The sequence below is a fragment of the Curtobacterium sp. PhB190 genome (assembly GCF_004365385.1).
Lineage (GTDB): Bacteria > Actinomycetota > Actinomycetes > Actinomycetales > Microbacteriaceae > Curtobacterium.
In genome coordinates, this window is the sequence record NZ_SODN01000002.1 from 281407 (window position 1) to 303900 (window position 22494).

Here is a 22494-nt window from a genome sequence, read left to right on the forward strand (position 1 = left end):
TAACGTGAAGCTCTCCCGACGCGGCTCCCTCCGAGCCACTCTCCTGACCTCCGTGGCCGTCTCGGCCCTCCTCCTCGCCGGCTGCTCGAGCACCGACTCGAACGACTCCGACGGTGACACCGCGGCGTCGAAGGCCTGGTCCTACGAGGACGCCACCGGCACGACCGTCAAGGTCGACCACACGCCGAAGCGCGTCGTCGTGCTGAACGACATCGCGATCTCGTTCATCGAGTACGGCCTGAAGCCGGTCGGCACCTTCGGCCAGCTGACCATGGCGAAGGACGCCCGCTTCGATGACCTGGACACCGACGGCATCACGCAGCTCGGCACCGGGTACGGCGACGTCGACCTCGAGAAGCTCGCCGCACTGAAGCCCGACCTCGTCGTGACCTCGGTCTACCCGACCGACGAGAAGGGCACGCTCGACGACACGCAGCCCGGCTACGGCTTCAAGGACAACGAGCAGGAGAAGCAGATCGAGGCCATCGCGCCGGTCGTCCAGGTCAAGTGGGGCGGCAAGGGCGAGGACGTCATCGAGAAGATCGCCGACCTGAGCGAGTCCCTCGGTGCGAAGGAGTCGACGATCGAGGCCGCCGAGAAGCGCTTCGACACCGCCGGTGACGAGCTCGAGAAGGTCGCGAAGGAGCAGGACCTGTCGGTCGTCTCCATGTACGCCGACGGTGACGGCGCCTACGTCACCCGCCCGACCGACGAGCCGCTGCTGCAGATGTACTCGTCGTTCGGCGTCGACTTCGTGAACCCGAAGCCGAAGGGCTTCTACTGGGGCATCTACTCGTGGGAGAACGCGGGCCAGATCAAGGCCGACGTACTGCTGCTGTCGCAGCAGGGCTACCAGGTCGCGGACCTCGAGAAGCAGCCGACCTTCGCCGACAACGCGGCGCTCGAGGCCGGCCAGGTGCACAGCTTCACCTTCCCGGCGCTCGACTACGCCTCGCAGGCCGGCTACATGACGGAGCTCGCGGACTGGCTCGAGGACAGCAAGAAGCTGTCCTAGAACGCAACCGACGATCAGACGGGAGGCCCGTTGCCAGCTGGCAACGGGCCTCCCGTCTGTCCGTGGTGCGTTCTCGTGCACGTGCCCCGCCTGGTGTCGTCAGCCCACCGGCAAGGCGGCGTTCACCGCGGTCTGCGCATCGCGCCAGACCGCTGCGCGGGACCCCGCGTAGGTGCCGCCCTGACCGTTCGAGTAGTACCGCAGGTTGTGCTTCCCGCCGTCGGTGTTGCCCTGCCAGTACGCGGTCACAGCACGCGAGCTCCCGCCGACCAACCACACCTGGTCGGCGGCGTCGGCCGTTCCGGTCTTGCCGAACAGCGTGGTGCCGTCCGGGGTCTGGCCGCCACTCGCCGTGCCGCCCCGGAACGCGCCCTGCATGACCTCGAAGGCCGTCGCCGCGGTCTGCGGCGAGACGGCCTGCGAGCAGGTGCGCGGCTGCCCGCCGAGCTCCGTGCCGTCCGGTGCGGTGACCTGGTCGATGACGACCGGCGCGCAGTACCGACCACCGTTCGCGACGCCCGCGTACGCCGCCGCCATCGTCAGCGGCGCGATGCTCTCGGTGCCGAGCAGCGACGCGGGGTTCCACGGCAGCTCGCCGCCGGCCGCAAGGTGCACGCCGAGCCGCTTCGCGACGTCGCGGATGTCGCACAGGTCGAGCTGCGCCGCCATCGACTGGTACGCGGCGTTCACGGACTGGGCCGTGGCGGAGCGCACCGAGTACGGCCCCTTCTGGCCCTGCGAGTCGTTCTTCGGCTGCCAGAAGGCCGTCGTCTGCTCGCCGCACGCCGTCCACGTGCTCTGCGGGTGCGGCGTACCGTTCACGACCGTGTCCGGGCTGCGGCCGGCCTCGAGCCACGCCAGCAGCGTGAACATCTTGTACGTCGAGCCGGTCTGGAAGCCCGTCGAATCTCCGTCGGCCTGGTCGACGGCGTAGTTCAGCGACGTCGCCGTCGGTGGCGCCTGCTCCGACCGGTCGTAGTCGGTGTTCTGCGCCATCGTGAGCACCCGGCCGGTGCCCGCCTCGACGGTGTTCAGCGTCGCGCCCAACGCGAGACGCGTCTCGGTCTTCGGGTCGTACCGGTCGAGCAGTTCCTTCTGCTTCGCGTTCAGGTCGAGGTCGAGCGTCGTCTGGATGCGATACCCACCCGTCCGCCAGGCATCGGCGCGCTGCTGCTTCGTCGCGCCGAGCTGCGGCAGCCGCGCTGCGACGCGCTTGGCGTAGTCGCAGAAGAACTCCGCCCCGGTCTCGACGGCCTCGCACCCCTGCTGCGGCGCGGTGATCCGGACGTAATCGGCCAGCCGCGACAGCCGTGCCGTGCGGTACTCGTCGGTCGTCAGGTGCCCCTGCTCGTGCATCGAGCGGAGGATCACGTTCCGCCGCGCGGCGTTGTCGCGGTAGTGGTCCGGCGTGGACAGGTCGCGGCGCTCCGGCCACTGCACGATCGCGATGAGCGATGCCGCCTCGGCCGGGGTCAGGTCGGTGGCGGACTTGCCGTAGTAGTGCTGCGCGGCCGACTGCACACCGTAGGTCTGGTCGCCGAAGTACGCGATGTTCAGGTAAGCCGTCAGGATCTGCTCCTTGGTGTACTTCTTCGCCAGGCCGATCGCGAGCTTCATCTCGGCGAGCTTCCGCTGCGGCGACCGCTTCGTCGCCTCCTCGTAGCCGGCCTTCTGCTCCTCGAGCGTCGGCAGCTCGCTCGCCCGCTGGATCTTGATGTTCCGGACGAGCTGCATCGTGAGCGTCGAGCCGCCCGATCCGCCCTCGCCCTGCGACGCGGCAACACTCACCAGGGAGCGGACCATCGACGTCGCGTCCACACCACCGGTCTCGTAGAACCGCTTGTCCTCGCCGTCGACCGCAGCGTGCTTCAGCTGGTCGCTGATCTGGTCGAACGACAGCTCCTGCCGGTCTTGCGCCCACACGTTCGCCAGGTGCACCGGTTCGCCACCGCGGTACGCCCAGACCTGGTTGCGCTGCGGCAGGTCCCCGATCTCGATGTGCTCCGGCAGCGACTCGAACACCCCGATCGCCGACGTCGTGCTCACCCCGGCGACCGCGATCATCGGCGTCACGCCCACACCGACCATCAACCCGGCGAGCACACTGCCGCCCACGAAGCCGAGCGCGGCTCCCCCTGCACGTCTCATCGTCATCGCTCTGGATCCCCCGTGGTGCATCACCGCACCGATCTGGCGCGGTAGTTCGGGAGCGTCCCAGCCGTTCTCGGGCGGTCGCCGGGACTTCGCCGCGGAACACCGCCGTGTCCGCTGGGAATGCGCCCGTCGTGACGGGATCGTGACGTCAGTGGGTCGAGTGGTCACCTTGCGTCGCCGGGATGGTGCCTGCGAGCAGGTCGAGCACGCCGTCCGGGAACACCGGGACGTCCGTGTCGACGGGTACCCAGCGCACCGGGCCGCCCTCGTCCAGCACCACGAGTTCAGCGTCCAGCGGCACCGCGTCCAGCTCCGCCGACCGGACGGCGAACACGTGGACGTACTCGTGCCCGGGCTGCCCCTCGTACTCGAACAGGTTCTCGAGGACACCGAGCAGCCGGACCTCGTCGAGGGCGACGTCGAGCTCCTCGCGGAACTCGCGACGGAGCGCCTGGACCGCGGTCTCGCCGAACTCGATGCCGCCGCCGACTGCACGGTGAAAGCGCAGGCAGCGCATCTGGTCGAACGACTCGGACAGCAGCACGTGGCCGTCCTTGGTCGGCAGCCCGACCGAGATGTTCCGGATGCTCCCCATCACGCCACTCTGCCACCGGCGCGGGTTCGGTAGGTTCAGACCGTGCACCACATCCGCTCGATCGTCACCCTCGCGATCGTCTTCCTCGGTCTGGGCTTCCTGCTCACCGCCGGTGGTTCCGTCTGGACGATCCTCACTCCGGACGGCACCGGCGTGAACTTCGCCGCGGGGTTCATGTACATGGGCGGCATGGTCGTCGGCATCGCCGGGATCGCACTCGGGGTCGCGGCGCTCGTGGCCGTCGCCCGGGCGGCGAAGCGCGTCGTCCGCTAACCGGCGAGCGCCCCGGCGGCAGCGCCCCACCCGGTGGGGTCGTCCCCCGGCGGGACGAACAGCATCGTGTTCCAGAGCACCAGGACGTCCCACCACGCGAGCTCGTCGGCAGTGAGCGCGCTCACCGAGCGGTAGCCGTCGAGCAGCTGCCGATGGACGGCTTCGGGGACCGGCCCCCAGTCGTGGAAGAGCGTCCCGAGCAGGACGGCCGACCGCGCCAGTTCGACGATGCGGTGGTCGAGCCGCAGGTCCTCGAAGTCGATGACGGCGACGACGTCCGCGTCAGCGCACAGGACGTTCGCCGCCCGGTAGTCCCCGTGCACGATCTGGACCGGCAGGTCGTCGGACGGCGCTGCCGCCAGCAGCCGTCGCAGCGCCACCCGGGCACGGTCCGGCACGTGCGTCGCACCGTCGAGCCAGCCTGCGATCTGCTGCAGGAGCGGGGTCGGCGGCGGGCGCACACCGGCGGCGCGCGCCCGATCGGGGCTGTCGCGCAGGGCGTCGTGGAAGCGGGCCAGCGTCGCACCGGCCGCGTGGACCTGTGCCGGATCGCGGACGTCCAGCAGGGTTCCGCCGATGACGTGCTGGAGCCCCATCGAGACCCCGTCTTCCTCGACCTGTACCCGTCCGTCGGGCGTCGGCACCGGGGCGGAAACGGGCAGGCCGCGCTCCGCGAGCCACGTCGTGAGGTCCGCCGCGAACGCCAAGCGCTCGAACCCCTCCGGTGCGATCGACCACTTCAGGAGCATCCGGCCGCCAGCGGTCGAGACCCAGGCGAGTGCGTTGTGGTCGCTCATCACAATGCGCTCGCAGGCGATGACGCGCACGTTCCACCACCGCTCGAGCGTCCGGATGAGCCAGTCCTCGGCAGCGGCGACGTCGGTGAACCCGAAGCGGCTCCGCAGCACCTGGTCTGGATCGGCTCGTTCCCAGAGCATCTCGAGCGTCATCGCTCCACCCTCGCAGGTCGCGCTACAATCCGGTACCGGTCCACGCACGGAAGCGAGTCGCCATGACCTCCCAGAGCACGAGGGTCCTGCACGTGATGTGCACGGTGTTCCTGTTGGGTGCTTTCCTGTCGGTCGGGATCGGTGGGTGGTCGCTCGCGAACGACACCGGGGGCGGTGCGAACATCGGCGGCGGAATCCTGATGCTGTTCGGCTACCTGCTCGGTCTGATCGGGATCGCGCTCGGCGTCGCCACGCTCGTCGTCGCCACCGTGTCGCGGCGACGGTCACGCACGCGCAGCTGACGCCTCAGCGGCGGCGGGTGCGGAGCCGCTGCACGCCCACCCATCCGGCGACCGCGAAGCAGCCGAGCGCGAGGATGTACGAGACGAGCAGGTCGGCCCATGCGCGCGGGTTGATCGATCCGTCGGGCAACCGCTCCTGGAGTTGGAACGACGTCGGGAACAGCCAGTAGGACGTCGCGTAGACGGTCAGCGCCAGTCCGACGACGACCGAGCCGACGATGATCCACCGAGCGGCGCGCGCTCCGACGGTCACGCGGACGCCCCCTTCACGGATCGTCGCGACGCTGACCGCGGTGGGTTCGCTCGCAGGTGTTCGCTGATGCGTCCGAGGATCCGGGCGAGGTCACTCGAGTCGTCGTCCGTGATCGGTGCGAACAGGAGTCCGTGCACGGTGCCGATGTGGCCGGGGAACACGTCGGCAAGGACTTCGCGCCCCGCGTCGGTGATCGCGACGACGGTGCTGCGTTCGTCGTCCGGCGACGGTGACCTCGTGACGAGGCCGCGCTGTTCGAGCAGTTGCGCCTGGTAGGTCAGCCCGCTGCGGCTGTAAACGACGCCGTCGGCCAGGTCCGTCATGCGCAGGTGCCCCTCCGGAGCGTCCCCCAACCGCGCCAGGAGCTGGAACTGCACGGTGCTCAGCCCGCCGACGTCGCGGAGCTGCTTCTCGACCGCAGGGCGCAGGAGCGCACTCACCTCGGTCAGCGCGAAGTAGGCCCCGAGCTGTGTCGGGGTCAGTGCGGTGGGGGTGTCGCTCATGGAGCCATCCTACCTGTTGCTTCGAGTTCGAAGCAGTGCTAGCGTCTCCGATAAGCGCTTCGAATTCGAAGCAACTCCGAGAGGACATCACCATGAAGGCAGTGCAGTTCCACGAAGTCGGCGGACCCGAGGTCCTCCAGTACGGCGAGGTCGAGCAGCCGACCCCGGCAGCCGGTCAGGTGCGGCTCCGCGTCGCGGCCTCCGCGTACAACGCTGCGGACAACGGCATGCGGGCCGGCTTCCTGCCGATCCCGATCCAGCTGCCGCACATCCCCGGCTACGACGTCTCCGGCACGGTCGACGCGATCGGCGAGGGGGTGACCGAGTTGACCGTGGGCGACGCGGTCATCGCGTTCCTGCCGATGGACCGGGACGGCGGGGCAGCCGAGTCCGTCGTCGCACCCGCTGAGGCCGTCGTGGCAGCACCCACGAGCATCCCACTGGCCGATGCCGCCGCCCTGCCGTCCGTCGCGCTGACGGCATGGCAGGCCCTGTTCGACGACGGCCGGCTCACCGCCGGGCAGCGTCTGCTCGTCGTGGGTGCCGGCGGGGTCGTCGGCAAGTACGCCGTCCAGCTCGCCAAGCGCGCCGGAGCACACGTCATCGCGACCGCCAGCCCCCGCAGTGCCGATGCCGTGCGCGCGGCCGGTGCCGACCAGGTCATCGACCACACCGACGTCGACCTGCTCGACGCCCTCGACGGTCAGGTCGACGTGCTGCTCAACCTGGCGCCGATCGAGCCCGAGCAGTTCGCGGCGGACGTCGCAGCGGTCCGTGACGGCGGGGTCGTCGTGAGCACGACGGCGTTCATGGCCACGCCGGGTGACGAGTCGCGAGGCGTTCGTGCAGCGACTGTGTTCGTCCTGCCGAACCGCGAACGCCTGACGGAGCTCGTCGCGCTCGTGGACGCCGGGGCCCTGACGGTCGAGGTCACGCGGCGCATCCCGCTCGCCGATCTGCCCGCACTGCACGCCGAGGGCGCAGCCGGGAGGATCGTCGGCAAGGTCATCGTCCTGCCCTGACCCGGATCACCGGAGCGGCCAGTGCCCTGGACGATCGAGGTCGTCGGGCAGCACCGTTGACGCATCGCCCTGCGCGGCGTTCACCTGGGGTTGAGTCAAGAACAGCGCGTTCGACAGGTCCGCTCCCCCGAGCCGGGCATCGCGCAGGTCCGCCCCGAGCAGGTCCACGCCCGACAGGTCGCATCCCCGCAGGTCCGCGGCGATCAGGACCGCACCGCGCAGATCGGCGCCGACCAGGACGCGAGATCGCAGGTCGCGGCCGGCCAGGTCAGCCGACGGGTGCAGGTCACCGGCCGAGTCGCCGGCGGCGGGGTACCCACCTCGGGCCTCCGCGCTGACGTCGATCAGGACGGAACGGACCTCGGACCGGAGCGACTCGACGTCCACCGCGAGGACGCCGGACAGCTCGCCGTCGAGGACCTGCTGGATGCGGAGCCGGAGCACGGTCGGTGCTTCCGCTGACCCCAGAGCGGTCGAGCGAGACACCGCCTCGACCAGGTACCAGAGCATCTCGTGGAGCTGCCGGGCGACGGCGAAGGCCCGGAACATCTCGGGCTTCGAGTCCGGCTCGTCGACCCAGCTCGTGCCGTCGAACAGGACCTGCGAGACGTACTGGCCAGCCCCGAAGCAGTCGAAGGTGGTGCACCCGGTGAAGCCCCGCGGACGAAGCGCCTGGTGGATCGTGCAGGAGAAGTCGTCGGCCAGGTTCCGGCACGGGCTCCCTGCGGGCTTGTCGATCGGGAAGTCGCTGGACCGCTGGAACCCGAAGGCGGTGCAGCAGAGGGCGAAGCAGTCACCGCACGAAGCGCGGAGCCCCGAGCGGTCGGCGGAACTGGGTGGGGTCTGGGTCACAGAGCGGGAGAACGTGTCACTGCGGCCAGGCTAGCGGCGCGCGACTGCGCCCGTCCGCAGTCCCGACGCGTACGGTGCACCTGTGACCAGAACCCCGGCAAGACCGCACCGCCTCGTGCTGATCGCCGCCGCCGTCGTGCTGGTGATCGGCATCGTGCTCCTGTTCACACCGTGGGACGGCTTGATCCCCGTGCTCGCCTGGGTGCTGATCGTCGCGTCCATCGCCCTCGGCGCGATCACCCTGTTCTTCGCGAGGGCCCCGCGCAGCTAGGACCGCGGCACGAGACCGTGCTCGTAGGCGAAGATCACCGCGTGCACCCGGTCACGCAGCCCGAGCTTGCCGAGCACCCGCCCGACGTGGGTCTTGACCGTGGACTCGCTCGTCACCAGGTGTGCGGCGATCTCGGGGTTCGACAACCCGCGGGCCATCGCGAGCAGCACCTCGCGCTCCCGCGGGGTCAGGGGCTCCAGCGGGTCCGGACCCGCCGGCCGCTCGTAGGGGAGCACGGAACCGAACAGCTCGAGCATCCGCTGCGTCACCCGCGGTGAGACCGCGGCCTCCCCCGCTGCCACGGACCGGACGGCGTCGAGGAGCTGCGCGGCGCTGACGTCCTTGAGCAGGAACCCGCTCGCCCCGGCACGCAGGCCACCGAACGCGTACTCGTCCAGGTCGAAGGTGGTCAGCACGAGCACCCGGGTCTCGGGGACCTGTTCGACGATCGCGGCCGTCGCCGTGACGCCGTCGACGTGGGGCATCCGGACGTCCATGAGCACGACATCCGGACGCAGAGCACGCACGAGCCGAACTCCCGCACCGCCGTCGCCGGCTTCGCCGACGACCTCGATGTCGGACTGTGCCTCGAGCAGCAGTCGGAACCCCGTCCGGATGAGCTGCTGGTCGTCGACGATCGCCACGCGGATCACCGGTCCTCCGTCCTGACCGGGATCGTCGCCCGGATCTGCCAACCGTCGGTGCCGTCGCGGGAGCCCGCGCGCACCTGCCCACCCAGCGCGCGGATGCGCTCGTCGATCCCGATGAGCCCTCGACCCGACCCCGCTGGGGCGTGGGCCGATCCGCCCGGCCGAGTCGGGCCTCCTGTCCGTCCGTCGTCGGTGACGACCACGGTGACCTCGGTGGCGGACGCTGCCACGCGGACGTCGACGGATCGGACGCGCTGCGCGTGCCGGGCGGTGTTGGTGAGGCCCTCCTGCACGACCCGGTACACGGCGAGCTGCAGGGCATCGTCGTCGGGGACGACGCCGATGCGTTCGAGGGCGACGGGGGTGCCCAGCGCGCGGAACCGGTCGACGAGCTGCGGGACGTCGTGGATGCCCGGTTGCGGCGCGAGCGCGGGTTCGCCGTCGCCTCCGAGCACCCCGAGCATGCGGCGCATGTCGCCCATCGCGCCACGGCCGACGTCGGCGACACCGCGCATGGCAGCGGCAGCGGACCCCGCCGAACCGGTGGGTGCACCGGCTGCCGACCCGGCCGCCGCGCCCTCGGCCAGCCGCACCATCACCGTGAGCGAGTGCGACACGATGTCGTGCATCTCCCGCGCGATCCGGGCCCGCTCCGCGGCGGTGGCGAGCTGCGCCTGCTGGTCGCGCTCCCGGGCCAGCTGGTGCGCGCGGTCGATCAGCGCCTGCGTGTAGCGACGGCGGTTCGACACGTTGACCCCGATCAGGACCGCTGCCAGCAGGAACGTCGTGGGCTGCGGGTACAGGACGTCCGCGAGTCCTCCGGACCCCGGCGCGACCACGAAGACGCGCAGCGCCGTCGCCCCCGCGGCCAGCACGACGGCGACCGCGGCCGTCCACCACCCGGCGGCACGCGACCACCACACGGTCGCGGCATAGACGGTGAAGAGCACCGGCGAGTACCCGGCCTGGGTCCACGTCATCGCGACGACGGACGCGAGCCCGAGCACCGCCGTCACCGCGGGGTGCGTGCGCCGGAGCGGGATGCCGGAGACGGCGATGACCACGAGGACGACGACCGTGACCCGCGCGGCGGGGCTCCCGTCGACCTGCCACGCACTCCGGAACGCGACGACGACCTCGATCGCACCCCAGAAGACCATGAGCAGCGCGTCGGTCATGACCGGGTGGCGCGCCCAGAGCCGCCGGAGCCGGCCGGGTGCGTCGGGCAGGGCGATGCCCCCGGCACCGTCCTGGACGGCACCGGGGGCGAGGTCGGCAGGGGTCACGCGTCCCGCTTCTCGACCAGGGCGAGCGCCGTCACCGAGGCGACGACCACCCAGGCCAGCAGTACCGCGAATCCGCTCCATCCCCCCAAGGCTAGGACGCCGTCGTGCCACCCCGACGTCACCTCGGTGCCGAACTGCATGAGCGGCTGCCCGGCGTTCTGCGGCAGCAGGTTGGTCAGCGTGCCGAGCCAGTCCGCTCCCGTGAACGACTGCACCAGCTGCACGACGACCGGGGCGACCAGCATCAGGCCGAGGACCCCGGCGATCGCGCCGGCTGTGGAACGCAGGACCACACCGACCGCGAAGGCGAGCAGCGCGATGAGCGTCAGGTAGACCGAGGCGCCGAGCAGCGGCATCGCGACGCTCGCGTCCAGCGACGCCTCGACGTTCCGTCCCGCGGCGATCGGCAGGGTGGTGAACGCGGTGGCCCAGACGCTCACGGCACTCGTGACGAAGACGGCCACGGCGAGGACGATCGCCTTCGCCGCCAGTGCGACCGACCGCCGTGGGACCGCCGCGAACGACGAGCGGATCATGCCGGTGCCGTACTCGCCGGTGACGACGAGGGCGCCGATCACCGCGACGATCAGCGACGAGAGCATCGTGCCGCTCGTGCTGTAGAGGACGAGGGCGTTCCGGGCCGCGTCACCCGTGAGCCCCTGACCGCCGTTGTCCGCGAAGGCCGCCAGGAGCACACCGATGCCGATCGGCAGGACGAGCACCAGCAGGAAGCTCCACACCGTCGACCGCAGCGAGCGGAGCTTGATCCACTCCGAGCGCAGGACGCCGGAGAAGTGGACGCCGGACGTGTGGCTGCCGGCTCCGTCGTGCCGGGGCAGGGTGTCGCTCGTGACCGCGCTCACCGGGCCACCTCCGATCGGTACTCGACCTGGTCGTGCGTGAGTTCGAGGTAGGCCTGCTCCAGGCTCGCCTCGGTGGTGGCCAGCTGGTGCAGGACGATCCCCGCAGCACCCGCCGCCTCGCCGATCTGCTCGGCGCCGAGGCCACGGACCTGCAGCGACCCGTCGCCCTCGTAGCCGATGGTGACGTCCGGTCCGGCGATCGCGTCGAGGAGCCGCTCGGGCTCCGGCGTCCGCACGGTGACCGACCGCTCCGTGGCGGCGGCGACCAGGTCCGCGATGTCCATGTCCGCGAGCACCCGCCCGCGACCCATCACGACGATGCGGTCGGCGGTCAGGGCCATCTCGCTCATCAGGTGGCTCGAGATGAACACCGCACGCCCCTCGGCGGCCAGGCTGCGGGCGAGTCGACGCACCCACACGACGCCCTCGGGGTCGAGGCCGTTGACGGGCTCGTCGAGGATCAGCGTCTGCGGATCACCGAGCAGTGCCGCCGCGATCCCGAGCCGCTGCCCCATGCCGAGCGAGAACCCGCCGACGCGCTTCTTCGCGACGTTCTCGAGACCGGTCATCCCGATGACCTCGTGCACCCGGGCCGTCGGGATCCGGTGCGTCGCGGCGAGCGCCGACAGGTGGTCGAAGGCGCTGCGTCCCCTGTGGACCGCCTTGGCCTCGAGCAGTGCGCCGACGCGACGCAGCGGGTCGCGCAGCTCGCGGTAGGGGCGTCCGTCGACGTGGGCGGTGCCCGAGGTCGGCCGGTCGAGTCCGACGACGGCGCGCATCGTGGTGGACTTGCCCGCGCCGTTCGGACCGAGGAAGCCGGTGACGACGCCGGGGCGCACCGTGAAGGACACGTCGTCGACGGCGACCTTCTCGCCGTAGCGCTTGGAGAGGTTCTGGATCTCGATCATGCGGCAACGGTACGGAGACCACCGGGTCCACCACATCGCCGTCGCAGACGATCTCCGCGGAGCGACCGTGGTACCCCGGTACCACCCGCATCGGTGCCGGATACGGTGGGGTCATGGTCGTCCAGCGGTGGCACGAGGACGTCCTCGGGGCGCCCTACGAGCGACTCGAACTGCCGCTCGGCTCCGACTCCGAGGGGCCGGTCGTCGCCACCCTCGTCCGTCGTCGGCACACCCCGACGGACCTGCTGCTGCACGGGCGCGGGCCGCTGCACGGCGCTGACGTGCTGTACGTGCACGGGTGGTCGGACTACTTCTTCCAGACGGAGCTCGCCGAGCGCGTCGAACGGCTCGGTGCCCGCTTCCACGCACTGGACCTGCGGAAGTACGGCCGGAGCCTCCGCCCCCAGCAGACCCCGGGGAACGTCGACGACCTGGCGGTGTACGACGAGGACATCGCCGCAGCGCTCGACGCGGTGTCCGCCGAGCACCCCGGCCCCGGTGAGCGGCGACTCGTGCTGATGGGGCACTCCACCGGCGGTCTGACGCTGTCGCTGTGGGCTGCGCGGCACCCGGAACTCGTCGACGGGATCATCCTGAACAGTCCCTGGCTCGAGTTCCAGGCGACCGCCGTGGGCCGGGCGATCGTCGCGCCCGTCATCAAGCTCGGCGCGAAGCGGAACCCCCTCGCCCCGATGCCTGCCGTCGACCCGGGCTTCTACACGCGCACCGTGTCGGCCGCGGGCGAGGGCTCCTGGACGTACGACCAGCAGTGGCGGCCGGAACGCGGGTTCCCCCTGCACCCCGGTTGGCTCGCGGCGGTCTTCGCGGGGCAGGAGACGGTCGAGCACGGGCTCGACATCCAGGTCCCCGTCCTGGTCATGCTCAGCGACAAGAGCATGTTGCAACCCCGGTGGGACCCCGGCATGGCACACGCCGACGTCGCGCTGAACGTCGACACGGTGGCCCACCGAGCCCTGTCACTCGGCAACGAGGTGACGGTCCGCCGGCTGCCGGGAGCCGTGCACGACGTGGTGCTGTCCGCGCCCGACGTGCGCGAGCAGGCGTACGACGCGATCGGACGCTGGGCCACCACGCTGCACCCCCGCTAGCGTGGCGGGATGACCGACCGCTCCGTCCGGCTGACCCGGCTCGACCCGATCGGGATCGACCACGATGCCCTCGTCGACTTCCTGTCGACCGAGGACTTCCCCTTCCACGTGCGGCGGTCGTGGACCCGTGCGGAGGCCGTCGAGGCCGTGGCATCCGGCTCCTACCGCGACGACGAGCACGACTCGTACTGGGTCGACCACACGGAGCACGGCCGCATCGGGTTCGTCCGGCTGGAGGATCTGGAAGACCCGGTCCCGCTGTTCGACCTGCGCATCGCCGGCGCGTTCCGCGGCCGCGGACTCGGCGTCCCCACACTGCGCGCGGTCACCGACCACGTCTTCGGCACCCTGCCGTCGGTGACCCGCTTCGAGGGCCAGACCCGCGAGGACAACACGGCGATGCGCCGGGTCTTCGTGCGTGCCGGGTGGGTCAAGGAGGCGCACTACCGCGAGGGGTGGCCGATCGAAGGCGGCCGCGCGGTCGCGTCGGTCGGGTACGGGATCCTGCGCCACGACTGGGAGACGGGCGAGACGACGCCGGTGCCGTGGGACGACGACGTGCTTTCTGACGACTGACGGTTCTGGTTCGTGATCCACGGGGAACGTGAACCAGAACCGTCACCGCACGAGACGAACGTCTTCGCCCGGCGCGTCTCGCGTCACGGTCCAGAGCGGACGGGAGGCGCGGGTCACGCCCGCCACGGGCCTCCCTCCAGCCAGGTGGACGCGTCCAGGGCGTGACGCGCGATCAGCCGCCGGTGGCCCTCTGCAGCGCGGCGCAGGTCCGACGGAACGCCACGCTGAGCGACTCCCCCGCGGGGCGCTCCGCCCACTCGTCGAACGCGGCGCGCAGCGCGAGCAGCGCCAACGGCACCGCGAACCGGTCGGCGCCCTGCCACGCCGACTGCAGCTCCAGCGTCTGCGCGGCGTCCCGCTCGAGCACGGCGGACAGCAGTGCCGGATCGGCGACGAGCAGCGCGCGCACCCGGACCAGGCGGTCGAGGTCGTCGGGGCGGTCGCGTTCGAACGTCGCGAGCACCTCCGCGATCACCTCGGTCAACGCATCGAACGTCACCGGGGCGGTCACGGCGGCGGTGACGGCGGCGGTGACGGCGTCGTGGACGTCGCGCGAGACGAACAGGAACGCGTCCACCTTCGCGGCGCAGTACCGGAAGAACGTGCGCTCGGTGATGCCGGCCGCGGTCGCGATCTCGGCCCCGGTGACGACGTCGAACCCGCGCGCGCCGACCAGCGCGACCGCGGCATCCTCGACGGCACACTCCGTCGCCCGGCGGTTCTGCGCCCGGCGGTTCTGCGCCCGGACCCCGGTCACGACGCCGACCGCGCGGAGACGGTCTCGCGCTGCCAGAGCTCCGGCAGCCGGAGGTCGACACCGTCGGCGTCCGCCAGGCGTGCGAACGCGCGCATCGTGACGTCGAGGCGGTCGAGCTTCTTCGGCAGCGGCCTGAGCGGACGGTCCAGCGGACGCCAGAACGCGTCCCAGTGCACCGGTCGGACGACGCTCGGGTGCAGGGCGCCGACGGTCTCCTGCCAGTACTGCTCGATCCAGGCCGTCGGCTTCGCACCGGCGGCACCCGCACCCAGGTAGACGGTGTCGGCGTGGAGCCCCGCGAACGTTCCGGGGATGAAGTTCGCCGTCGGGTGGACCAGCACCGATCCGTCCGGGTGCTCGAACAGGAACGAGGAGCACCCGCCGGTACGGAAGTCGCGCATCCGGGCCGGCAGGGTGACCGGCTCGGTGATCTCGCCCGGGACCACGTCGCCGTCACTGTGCAGGGCGTGCAGCGGCGTGACCGTGAAGGCCCCCACCGCGAACGACTCGCGGTCGTGGAGCTCCCGGAAGGGCACGCGGTCGAGCCCGTACCCGGTGGCGATCATCCGGGTGGACGTCGAGCCGCCGAGTTCGGCCCCGGTCCGGTCCGCGACCACGGGGGCGTCGAGGGCGTGGTCGGCGTGCGAGTGCGAGACGAGCACGGCATCGAGGTGGTCGACGTCGAACCGTGCGAGTGCGTCCTCGATCCGGGTGACGTCCGGTCGGAGCCGGCCGAGCATCAGCCGCGGGAACGAGGGACGACTGAAGAAGCCGTCCACGAGCAGCGAGGTCGTGCCGTCGGAGACGAGGACGTTGGACACCCCGCCGAACACCGTGGTGACGCTCATGCGTGCGCCCCGCCGAGCACGTCGTCGAGGAGCCGCATCGTGCGCGCGGCGTCCTCCATCGCGAGGTCGTGGTGCACGCCGCGCACCCGTTCGACGTCCCACCCGAGGTGCTCGTAGACCGGTACCTCGGCCGCGGGCACGACGTGTCGACCGTCGTCGGTGAGCACGAGCGTCGACGGCACGAACGGGGCCGCCGGAGCGACCGGTGTCGTCGCGACCGCTCGCAGGACGTCGCGCAGCGTCGTGCGGTCCCAGTGCCGATGGCTCTCCTCGGCCCGGGCGACGTTCGCCGGACCCCACCGCGGATCGGTGCGGTCGTACGCCTTCACGAGCAGCGGCTGCAGCCCGGGCAGCGCCCAGAACGCCCGACCGAGCACGCCCCGCCCCGGTGCCCGCAGGTGGAAGCCGGGGTCGAGGTACACCGCCCGCGCAGGGCGCAACCGGTCGACGGCGTCGAACAGCACCCGCCCGCCGAGCGAGTGTCCGACGACGGCGTCGAGCCCTTGCGGCAGCGTCTCGGCGAGGTCGTCGGCGAACGCGGCGAGCGTGTACGACGCCGCGCGGTCGCTCTCGCCGTGACCCCGCAGGTCCGGCACGAGGAACGTGTACCGGTCCGGGTCGGCGTGGGACACGAGGTCGCGCCACACCAGCGCCGAGCCGAGGATGCCGTGCACGAGTCCGACCCGGACCGGGCCGTGTCCGTGGGTCTCGACGTGGAGCTGCATGTGCACTCGATTCTGTCAGTGACTGACAGAATACACCGTCAAGCGGGGCGACTGAAGAGGTTCACGAGGTTGCCGTCCGGGTCACGGAACAGCGCCGATCGATTTCCCCAGGGCATCGTCGTCGGCGGCAGCACCACGTCGTCGAGGGCACCACGCAACCCCGCGAACGCGGCGTCGACGTCGTCCACCACGAACTCGAGGAACACGCTGCCGTTCGTGCGGGGCTCCGGTGCGGCCGGCCCGAGCATCGCCACGGTCGCCGGGGTCGCGAGGGCGAGCACGGCGCCGCCGGTCACGATCTCGGCGAAGACCGGTGCGGGCCGCCGCGCCTCGGTCCCGGTGACGCGCTCGTAGAACCGCACCATCCCGTCGAGGTCGTCGGTGATGATCCGGACGGATGCGAACTGCATGGGAAGCCCTCCTGGCCGGCCACCGTGACCGGACTCGTCGAGCATGCGCGACCACCGCGACACCGTCCTGTCGGTGTTTCGGCGAACTACAAGGCGGATCTGGCGGTTCAGTCCCCGAGCAGGTCTCCGAGCACGGGGCGCAGCACGCCGTGCGGGATGTCGAGTTCGTCGAGGTGGACCACCCGTGGCGGTGCCGGCTCGTCGGTCTCCTCGACCGCCAGCACCCGGTCACCGCGGAAGGCCCGGACGCCGTCACGCAGCCGGCACCACGCGACGAGGTACCAGTCCTCGCCCTTCCCGATGTACCCGAGCGGTTCGACGACGCGGTCGGTCTCCGCGCCCGCTGCGTCGCGGTACCGCATCCGGACGACGCGCCCGCCCGTCAGCGCACCGGCGAGCGCCGTGGGAGCAGGCGTGCGCTCCCCTGACTCCAGCAGGTGCACGCGACTCGCGAGTCGCACTGCCCGTCTGGCGTCGTCCTCGGCGAGCACCGCGGTGACCTTGCGGGCAGCGCTGCGCGCCGCGTCGCGGAACGGGCTGGAGCCGAGCGTGCCGAGGCCGATCGCCACCGCGAGCGCTTCATCGACGGTCAGCCCGAGCGGCGGGAGCGTCGCACGGGCGTCGATCGTGTACCCGCCGGTCCGCCCCGGCTCGGCCCAGATCGGCACTCCGGCTCGCTGCAGGGACAGCAGGTCCCGCTCGACCGTGCGCACACTGACCCCGAACCGCTCGGCGAGTCGTCGCGCGCTCCGCAGCGCGGGCGCCGCGGCGCGGAGCTCCTCGACGAGCGCGTACAGGCGGTCGGTCCGGTTCACGACGCGACCATAGCCCGTGACGCGACCGGGCACCGGACGGGAGGCACGGTGCCAGCTGGCACCGGGCCTCCCGTCCGCCGTCTGATCACGCGCAGGGCGCGACTCGCGTCAGGAACGCGACAAGCGTTCGACCGTGGCGTGGGCACCGTCGGCGATGAGCCCGTCGAGGGCGTCGCGGTACGCCGCGACGAACCGTTCGTCGTCGATCAGGTCGCCGAAGACCTGCCGGTTCGCGATGAAGGCGAGCCGGTCGTCGCGCTGGGTGAGGGCGATGCGGTGCAGCGGTTCGGCCAGGCGGTCGACGATCTGGATCGGCTCGCCGGACTCGTCCGTGCCCTCGTCGTAGCGCGCCCACGACGCGACGATGCCGGCGGACAGCGTGACGGGCCGGCCGGCGGCGAGGTTGTCGCGGACCACCGGCAGCAGCCACTTCGGGATCCGGTCGCTCGACTCGGCACAGAGCCGGGCCAGGGTGTCGCGGACCTCGGGGTTCTGGAAGCGCTCGATGAGGGTGGACTTGTAGTCCTCGAGGTCGATGCCGGGCACGGGGTGCAGGGTCGGCGAGCCCTCTTCGTCCATGTAGCGGCGCAGGAACGTGGCGATCGCGGGGTCCTGCGTGGCCTCGTGCGCGTAGCGATACCCCGAGAGGTACCCGAAGTAGCACAGGCCCTGGTGCGAGGCGTTGAGCAACCGGAGCTTCATCAGCTCGTACGGCTCGACGTCCTCGACGATCTGCACGTCGGCGTCCTGGTACGGCGGACGTCCGGCGGGGTGGTCGTCCTCGAGCACCCACTGGAAGAACGGTTCGGCGACGACGGGCCAGGCGTCCTCGATGCCGAGCTCGTCGCGGACCCAGGCGCGGTCCTCGTCGGCGGTGACCGGAGTGATGCGGTCGACCATCGAGTTCGGGAACGACACGTGCTCGTCCATCCAGTCGGCGAACGTCGGGTCCTGCAGGCGTGCGTAGGCGGTGAACATGTCGCGGGCGACGTGGCCGTTGCCCTGGATGTTGTCGCAGGACATCACGGTGAACGGCTGCTCGCCGCGGTCACGCCGCCGGCGCAGGGCTTCGACGACCAGGCCGAACACCGTGCGGGGCGGTCCGTCGCCGCGCAGGTCGGCCGCGACGCCGGGCTCGTCCGCGACGAACTCGCCGGTGACGTGGTCGAAGTTGTAGCCACCCTCGGTGATGGTCAGGCTGACGATCCTGGTGTCCGGGTGCGCCATCTTCTCGACGACGGCGTCCGGGTCGTCGACGGCGAGCAGGTAGTCGACGATGCTGCCCACGACGCGGGACTCGCGCGTGCCGTCAGGGTGCTTGAGGACGAGCGTGTAGAGGCCGCCCTGCTCCGCCATCGCCGTGGCCATCCGGCGGTCCTGCTCGAGGACACCGACGCCGCAGATGCCGTACTCGCGCGCCTCGCCCTGCTGGAGCAGCCGGTCGATCACCATCGCCTGGTGCGCGCGGTGGAAGCCGCCGACGCCGAAGTGCACGATGCCGGCGGTGATCCCGCTGCGGTCGTAGGTCGGGACGGCGACACCGCTCGCGGCGATCTCGTCGAGGGTCTCCGGGGACAGGCGGACGGGCATCGGGTACTCCTTCGTACAACGGTCGTTCTGGCGGTCGCGCCGCCGGTCGCACCGGCGGTCGTGCTGGGTGCAGTCAACCATGCGCACATCTGTTCAGAACCGAGTTTCCATCGCGGGGTACGAACCTGAGGATGCACTCGTAGTCGTTGCACCGAGTGCATCGATGCACCTAGTGTTCTCATTCGTGACCCTCACGACCGACCGCCGCGCCGCCCTCAAGGCGAAGCACCGTGCGGCGATCCTGCAGGCCGCACGCGACCTGGTCGTCGAACGCGGCGGCCGTGAGTTCAGCGTCGACGACCTGGCAGCACGGGCCGACATCGCGCGGCGGACGGTGTTCAACCACTTCGCCTCGCTCGACGAGGTCCTGCTGGCCGTGTGCGAGCAGGAGCTGTCCGTGATCATCGACCGGTTCCTCGCCGACATGGCACGCACCCCGGTCGGCGACGGCAGCCGGGCCTCGATGTTCGACGAGCTCGAGTCCGCCGCACGCGGCGCCGACCTGGCGGCCGCGATCTCGAGCATGTACCGGATCCTCGGCGACCCGGGCAAGGACGACCCGAAGGCCGCGGTCCTCACCCAGACGGCGTTCTCACGGGTCACCGAACGACTCCGCGACGAGGTCGCACGCCGCTACCCGGCGGCGGATCCCCTCGACGCCGCTCTGCTCGTCGAGTCGCTCATGAGCGGCATCGTCGTGATCGCGGAACACTGGCTGGCCACCTCCGGCCCCGCGATCGACGAGCAGTCCGTCGCCGACTGGGACGCCCTGCTGGCACGACTCGTGCACAGCGTCCGCAGCGGCTACATGCCCACCGACTGACACTTCCCTCCCCAGGGGTCCACCGGCGCACCCCGCTCCACACAGCACCTGCAACGAAAGGAACGGGGCAACCGCATGGCCGGTCTCCTCTACCGTCTCGGACGGTTCTCCGCACGACGCCACTGGCTCGTGATCATCACCTGGGTGGTGATCATGGCCGTCGCCGGCGTCACCTACAGCCTGTTCTCGGGCACGATCTCATCGGCGATCTCGATCCCGAACACCAAGACCAGTCAGGTGCAGGACGAGCTCGCCGACAAGTTCCCGTCGGCGAACGGCGGCAACGGCACGATCGTCTTCGAGACGACGAACGGCAAGGCGTTCACCGACGCGCAGAAGTCGGAGGTCGCGGACTTCCTGACCAAGGTCGAGAAGCTCGACGGCGTCAAGGGCGCGACGAGCGGCTTCGACACCCAGGACCAGCTCGACGAGCAGCGCCAGAAGATCGTCGACGGCCGCAAGGAGATCACCGACGGCCGCGCGAAGCTCGAGACCGGCCAGGACCAGCTCGACGCCCAGAAGGCGCAGCTGACCTCCGGCAAGCAGCAGATCGAGGACGCCCAGGCGCAGCTCGACGCCCAGAAGGCCCAGGCCGAGGCCGCTGGCGCAGCACTCCCCGCAGCGCAGGCGCAGGCTGCGGCGGCGCAGCTCCAGCAGGCGCAGGCCCAGATCGACGCCCAGCAGGCGCAGATCGACGCCGGTGAGCAGCAGATCGCCGACGCGCAGAAGACGATCGACGCCAACACGAAGAAGCTCGACGACAGCGCCGACGAGCTGGAGCAGGGCTCGAAGCTCCTCGACCTGTCGAAGGACGTCCGCTTCGTGTCGTCGAACGGCAGCGCCGTCATCGGCACGGTCCAGTTCACGAAGTCGACGTACGAGGTCCCCGCCGACACGAAGACCGCCATCGCGGACGACGCCGACTCGGCCGACATCAGCGGCGTGAACGTCTACGTGTCGAACGACATCGCGCAGGGCGTGCCGTCGATCCTCGGCCCGGGCGAGATCGTCGGCGTCATCATCGCCGCGCTCGTGCTCTTCCTGATGCTCCGCACAATCATCGGTGCGGCGATCCCGCTCGTCAGCGCCGTGCTCGGAGTGGGCGTGGCGTCACTTGCCTCGCTGTCGTTCTCCGGCCTGGTCGAGTTCATCTCGGTCACGCCGGTGCTGGGGGTGATGTTGGGCCTGGCGGTCGGCATCGACTACTCGCTCTTCATCCTGAACCGACACCGCACCCAGCTGAAGCAGGGCATGCAGGTGCACGAGTCCATCGGCCTCGCGAACGGTACCTCGGGCAACGCCGTGGTGTTCGCCGGTGCGACCGTCATCGTCGCGCTGCTCGCGCTGAACATCACCGGCATCCCGTTCCTCGGGCTGATGGGCACGGTCGGTGCGGTCGCGGTGTTCTTCGCGATCCTCATCGCCACGTCCTTCACGCCGGCGCTGCTGTCCCTGATCGGGATGCGGATCCTGCGGAAGAAGGAGCGCGCGAAGATCGGCAACACCGGCTCGACCCGGGTGCCGAACAAGCCGATGAAGACCTGGCGCGCGATCGTCACGCTCGTCGCCGGTGTCGCCGTGCTCGGTGTCATCGCGCTCCCGGCGACGCAGATGCGCCTCGGCCTGCCGACCGGTGCGTCCGAGTCCGTCGACTCGAGCCAGTACAAGGCGTACAAGGCCCTCGACGAGGAGTTCGGTGCCGGCCAGAACGGCCCGCTGCTCGTCGTCGCGACCCTGCCGGAGTCGATCAGCAAGTCCGACGTCACCGCGACCGAGGTCACCATCGGCGAGGCCCTGGCGAAGAACGACGACGTCAAGGCCGTCCTGCCGATCGGCACCTCGTCGGACCGCGACATCATCGCGTTCCAGGTGAAGCCCGGCGGCGGTCCCGACAGCATCTCCACCGAGAACCTGGTCAAGGACCTGCGCGAGCAGACCGTCACAACCGACGACGGGACGGTCACGCTCGGTGTCGCGGGCAACGCGTCCGCCAACATCGACGTGTCCGAGAAGCTGTCGAACGTCCTGCCGCTCTACCTCGTGGTGGTCGTCGGCCTGTCGCTCATCATCCTGATCATCGTGTTCCGGTCCTTCCTGGTCCCGATCACGGCGACGGCGGGCTTCATCCTGTCCGTGATGGCGTCGTTCGGTGGCCTGACCGCGATCTACCAGTGGGGCTGGCTCGGCTCCGTGTTCGGCGTGCACGACCCGGCGCCGATCCTGAGCTTCCTGCCCATCATCGAGATCGGCATCCTGTTCGGTCTGGCGATGGACTACCAGCTGTTCCTGGTGTCCGGCATGCGTGAGGCTTACGCCCACGGCGCCTCGGCGAAGGTCGCGGTCCAGCGCGGGCTGCACGCCGGTCGCGCGGTGGTCACGGCAGCGGCGATCATCATGATCTCGGTGTTCGCGGGCTTCATCTTCTCGGACTCCTCCACCATCAAGCCGATCGGCTTCGGGCTGGCGTTCGGTGTGCTCATCGACGCGTTCGTCGTCCGCATGCTGCTGATCCCGGCTGCGATGCACCTGCTCGGCCAGAGCGCGTGGTGGTTCCCGAAGTGGCTCGACCGGATCGTGCCGGACGTCGACGTCGAGGGCGCGAAGCTCGAGCGGTCGCACCCGGTCGCCGGTCACGAGGACACCCACACGGGGTCGCACGCCCTCCCCGTGGCGCCGGACGCCAACGCGCACGAGTCGGGGCACCCGCCCGCGCACCGCGCGTAGTCGACGCACCCAGCCTGGAGGCCCGGGGCCGGTCCACGAGACCGGCACCGGGCCTCCCGTGCGTGCGCCCACCCCGCCCGGCGGCCGGACGTATGCGTCCGCACCTTCCGACGAACCACCCGTTGATCGACGCGTGGAACGTCGGAACATGCGCACGCACCTGATGTGTCCGCATGGTGCGACAGAACACGCGTTGATCGACTGGTGTTCTGTCGAATCC

General features: G+C 70.8%; 25 protein-coding genes. 9 read left to right on the forward strand and 16 right to left on the reverse strand.

The window, feature by feature from the left end:
- Positions 1–4: 4 nt before the first annotated feature.
- Positions 5–1015, forward strand: coding sequence for an ABC transporter substrate-binding protein (locus EDF47_RS04075; RefSeq protein ID WP_133937593.1), 1011 nt, complete (start codon positions 5–7; stop codon positions 1013–1015).
- A 99-nt stretch (positions 1016–1114) separates the two neighbouring features.
- Here EDF47_RS04075 and EDF47_RS04080 read toward each other — a convergent pair whose 3' ends face one another.
- Positions 1115–3169, reverse strand: coding sequence for a transglycosylase domain-containing protein (locus EDF47_RS04080; protein WP_243834003.1), 2055 nt, complete (start codon positions 3167–3169; stop codon positions 1115–1117).
- A gap of 148 nt (positions 3170–3317) precedes the next feature.
- Positions 3318–3764, reverse strand: coding sequence for an NUDIX domain-containing protein (locus EDF47_RS20305; protein WP_132099938.1), 447 nt, complete (start codon positions 3762–3764; stop codon positions 3318–3320).
- Between the two features lie 42 nt (positions 3765–3806).
- Between EDF47_RS20305 and EDF47_RS04090 the strand changes: the two genes are divergently transcribed.
- Positions 3807–4037: a hypothetical protein gene (locus EDF47_RS04090; RefSeq protein WP_131846749.1), complete on the forward strand. Its 231-nt coding sequence runs from the start codon at positions 3807–3809 to the stop codon at positions 4035–4037.
- Here EDF47_RS04090 and EDF47_RS04095 read toward each other — a convergent pair.
- The gene (locus EDF47_RS04095) at positions 4034–4987 is read right to left on the reverse strand and encodes a phosphotransferase (protein ID WP_132099937.1); all 954 of its coding nucleotides are present in this window, start codon (positions 4985–4987) and stop codon (positions 4034–4036) included. The two genes, EDF47_RS04090 and EDF47_RS04095, sit on opposite strands and share 4 nt — an antisense overlap.
- 62 nt (positions 4988–5049) lie before the next feature.
- Between EDF47_RS04095 and EDF47_RS04100 the strand changes: the two genes are divergently transcribed.
- Complete coding sequence (locus EDF47_RS04100) at positions 5050–5289, forward strand: hypothetical protein (RefSeq protein ID WP_132099936.1); 240 nt, start codon at positions 5050–5052, stop codon at positions 5287–5289.
- Between the two features lie 4 nt (positions 5290–5293).
- Here EDF47_RS04100 and EDF47_RS04105 read toward each other — a convergent pair whose 3' ends face one another.
- On the reverse strand, positions 5294–5542 hold the full coding sequence (locus tag EDF47_RS04105; RefSeq protein ID WP_131846747.1) for a hypothetical protein: 249 nt from the start codon (positions 5540–5542) through the stop codon (positions 5294–5296).
- Positions 5539–6045: a MarR family transcriptional regulator gene (locus tag EDF47_RS04110; RefSeq protein ID WP_132099935.1), complete on the reverse strand. Its 507-nt coding sequence runs from the start codon at positions 6043–6045 to the stop codon at positions 5539–5541. Before EDF47_RS04110 ends, EDF47_RS04105 begins: the two co-directional genes overlap by 4 nt.
- A gap of 92 nt (positions 6046–6137) precedes the next feature.
- Between EDF47_RS04110 and EDF47_RS04115 the strand changes: the two genes are divergently transcribed.
- On the forward strand, positions 6138–7067 hold the full coding sequence (locus tag EDF47_RS04115; RefSeq protein WP_207906667.1) for an NADP-dependent oxidoreductase: 930 nt from the start codon (positions 6138–6140) through the stop codon (positions 7065–7067).
- A gap of 6 nt (positions 7068–7073) precedes the next feature.
- Here the strand turns inward: EDF47_RS04115 and EDF47_RS04120 are convergent, their stop codons facing one another.
- Complete coding sequence (locus EDF47_RS04120; RefSeq protein WP_132099934.1) at positions 7074–7919, reverse strand: pentapeptide repeat-containing protein; 846 nt, start codon at positions 7917–7919, stop codon at positions 7074–7076.
- Positions 7920–8001: 82 nt separating this feature from the next.
- Between EDF47_RS04120 and EDF47_RS04125 the strand changes: the two genes are divergently transcribed.
- Positions 8002–8190 (forward strand): hypothetical protein, encoded by a 189-nt coding sequence (locus EDF47_RS04125; RefSeq protein WP_132099933.1) that lies wholly within the window; start codon positions 8002–8004, stop codon positions 8188–8190.
- Here the strand turns inward: EDF47_RS04125 and EDF47_RS04130 are convergent.
- From EDF47_RS04130 to EDF47_RS04145, 4 genes are read right to left on the reverse strand one after another with little or no spacing between them, the layout of a single operon-like run.
- On the reverse strand, positions 8187–8843 hold the full coding sequence (locus EDF47_RS04130) for a response regulator transcription factor (protein ID WP_132099932.1): 657 nt from the start codon (positions 8841–8843) through the stop codon (positions 8187–8189). The two genes, EDF47_RS04125 and EDF47_RS04130, sit on opposite strands and share 4 nt — an antisense overlap.
- A complete protein-coding gene (locus tag EDF47_RS04135) occupies positions 8840–10126 on the reverse strand; it encodes a histidine kinase (protein WP_165918782.1) in 1287 nt (428 codons plus the stop codon). The genes EDF47_RS04130 and EDF47_RS04135 overlap by 4 nt, the downstream gene beginning before the upstream one ends.
- On the reverse strand, positions 10123–10989 hold the full coding sequence (locus EDF47_RS04140) for an ABC transporter permease subunit (protein WP_165918781.1): 867 nt from the start codon (positions 10987–10989) through the stop codon (positions 10123–10125). The genes EDF47_RS04135 and EDF47_RS04140 overlap by 4 nt, the downstream gene beginning before the upstream one ends.
- Entirely contained in the window at positions 10986–11897 is a 912-nt protein-coding gene (locus EDF47_RS04145) for an ABC transporter ATP-binding protein (RefSeq protein ID WP_132099929.1), read from the reverse strand. The genes EDF47_RS04140 and EDF47_RS04145 overlap by 4 nt, the downstream gene beginning before the upstream one ends.
- A 113-nt stretch (positions 11898–12010) precedes the next feature.
- Between EDF47_RS04145 and EDF47_RS04150 the strand changes: the two genes are divergently transcribed.
- On the forward strand, positions 12011–13006 hold the full coding sequence (locus EDF47_RS04150) for an alpha/beta hydrolase (protein WP_132099928.1): 996 nt from the start codon (positions 12011–12013) through the stop codon (positions 13004–13006).
- 9 nt (positions 13007–13015) lie between these two features.
- A complete protein-coding gene (locus tag EDF47_RS04155; protein ID WP_132099927.1) occupies positions 13016–13582 on the forward strand; it encodes a GNAT family N-acetyltransferase in 567 nt (188 codons plus the stop codon).
- Between the two features lie 172 nt (positions 13583–13754).
- On the opposite strand, the gene EDF47_RS19725 is transcribed toward EDF47_RS04155, so the two are convergent.
- From EDF47_RS19725 to EDF47_RS04185, 6 genes are all read right to left on the reverse strand, one after another.
- Complete coding sequence (locus tag EDF47_RS19725) at positions 13755–14339, reverse strand: TetR family transcriptional regulator (protein WP_165918780.1); 585 nt, start codon at positions 14337–14339, stop codon at positions 13755–13757.
- Entirely contained in the window at positions 14336–15187 is an 852-nt protein-coding gene (locus EDF47_RS04165) for an MBL fold metallo-hydrolase (protein ID WP_132099925.1), read from the reverse strand. The genes EDF47_RS19725 and EDF47_RS04165 overlap by 4 nt, the downstream gene beginning before the upstream one ends.
- Positions 15184–15912, reverse strand: coding sequence for an alpha/beta hydrolase family protein (locus EDF47_RS04170; RefSeq protein ID WP_133937595.1), 729 nt, complete (start codon positions 15910–15912; stop codon positions 15184–15186). Before EDF47_RS04170 ends, EDF47_RS04165 begins: the two co-directional genes overlap by 4 nt.
- A gap of 38 nt (positions 15913–15950) precedes the next feature.
- On the reverse strand, positions 15951–16322 hold the full coding sequence (locus tag EDF47_RS04175; RefSeq protein WP_133937597.1) for a VOC family protein: 372 nt from the start codon (positions 16320–16322) through the stop codon (positions 15951–15953).
- Positions 16323–16429: 107 nt separating this feature from the next.
- Positions 16430–17137 (reverse strand): YafY family protein, encoded by a 708-nt coding sequence (locus EDF47_RS04180; protein WP_133937599.1) that lies wholly within the window; start codon positions 17135–17137, stop codon positions 16430–16432.
- Positions 17138–17245: 108 nt separating this feature from the next.
- Positions 17246–18727: a mannitol dehydrogenase family protein gene (locus EDF47_RS04185; RefSeq protein ID WP_132099921.1), complete on the reverse strand. Its 1482-nt coding sequence runs from the start codon at positions 18725–18727 to the stop codon at positions 17246–17248.
- A 184-nt stretch (positions 18728–18911) separates the two neighbouring features.
- Between EDF47_RS04185 and EDF47_RS04190 the strand changes: the two genes are divergently transcribed.
- Together EDF47_RS04190 and EDF47_RS04195 are read left to right on the forward strand one after the other, a co-directional pair.
- Positions 18912–19550: a TetR/AcrR family transcriptional regulator gene (locus EDF47_RS04190; RefSeq protein ID WP_165918779.1), complete on the forward strand. Its 639-nt coding sequence runs from the start codon at positions 18912–18914 to the stop codon at positions 19548–19550.
- A gap of 75 nt (positions 19551–19625) precedes the next feature.
- Positions 19626–22274: an MMPL family transporter gene (locus tag EDF47_RS04195; RefSeq protein WP_133937601.1), complete on the forward strand. Its 2649-nt coding sequence runs from the start codon at positions 19626–19628 to the stop codon at positions 22272–22274.
- The last annotated feature ends 220 nt before the right edge of the window (positions 22275–22494 follow it).

Coding starts and splice junctions, on each gene's coding strand:
- EDF47_RS04100 (WP_132099936.1), top strand. CDS start 5,050: ATGACCTCCCAGAGCACGAGGGTCCTGCACGTGATGTGCACGGTGTTC.
- EDF47_RS04165 (WP_132099925.1), bottom strand. CDS start 15,187: ATGAGCGTCACCACGGTGTTCGGCGGGGTGTCCAACGTCCTCGTCTCC.
- EDF47_RS04170 (WP_133937595.1), bottom strand. CDS start 15,912: ATGCAGCTCCACGTCGAGACCCACGGACACGGCCCGGTCCGGGTCGGA.
- EDF47_RS04145 (WP_132099929.1), bottom strand. CDS start 11,897: ATGATCGAGATCCAGAACCTCTCCAAGCGCTACGGCGAGAAGGTCGCC.
- EDF47_RS04195 (WP_133937601.1), top strand. CDS start 19,626: ATGGCCGGTCTCCTCTACCGTCTCGGACGGTTCTCCGCACGACGCCAC.
- EDF47_RS04175 (WP_133937597.1), bottom strand. CDS start 16,322: ATGCAGTTCGCATCCGTCCGGATCATCACCGACGACCTCGACGGGATG.
- EDF47_RS04080 (WP_243834003.1), bottom strand. CDS start 3,169: ATGACGATGAGACGTGCAGGGGGAGCCGCGCTCGGCTTCGTGGGCGGC.
- EDF47_RS04110 (WP_132099935.1), bottom strand. CDS start 6,045: ATGAGCGACACCCCCACCGCACTGACCCCGACACAGCTCGGGGCCTAC.
- EDF47_RS04095 (WP_132099937.1), bottom strand. CDS start 4,987: ATGACGCTCGAGATGCTCTGGGAACGAGCCGATCCAGACCAGGTGCTG.
- EDF47_RS04155 (WP_132099927.1), top strand. CDS start 13,016: ATGACCGACCGCTCCGTCCGGCTGACCCGGCTCGACCCGATCGGGATC.
- EDF47_RS04150 (WP_132099928.1), top strand. CDS start 12,011: ATGGTCGTCCAGCGGTGGCACGAGGACGTCCTCGGGGCGCCCTACGAG.
- EDF47_RS20305 (WP_132099938.1), bottom strand. CDS start 3,764: ATGGGGAGCATCCGGAACATCTCGGTCGGGCTGCCGACCAAGGACGGC.
- EDF47_RS04115 (WP_207906667.1), top strand. CDS start 6,138: ATGAAGGCAGTGCAGTTCCACGAAGTCGGCGGACCCGAGGTCCTCCAG.
- EDF47_RS04185 (WP_132099921.1), bottom strand. CDS start 18,727: ATGCCCGTCCGCCTGTCCCCGGAGACCCTCGACGAGATCGCCGCGAGC.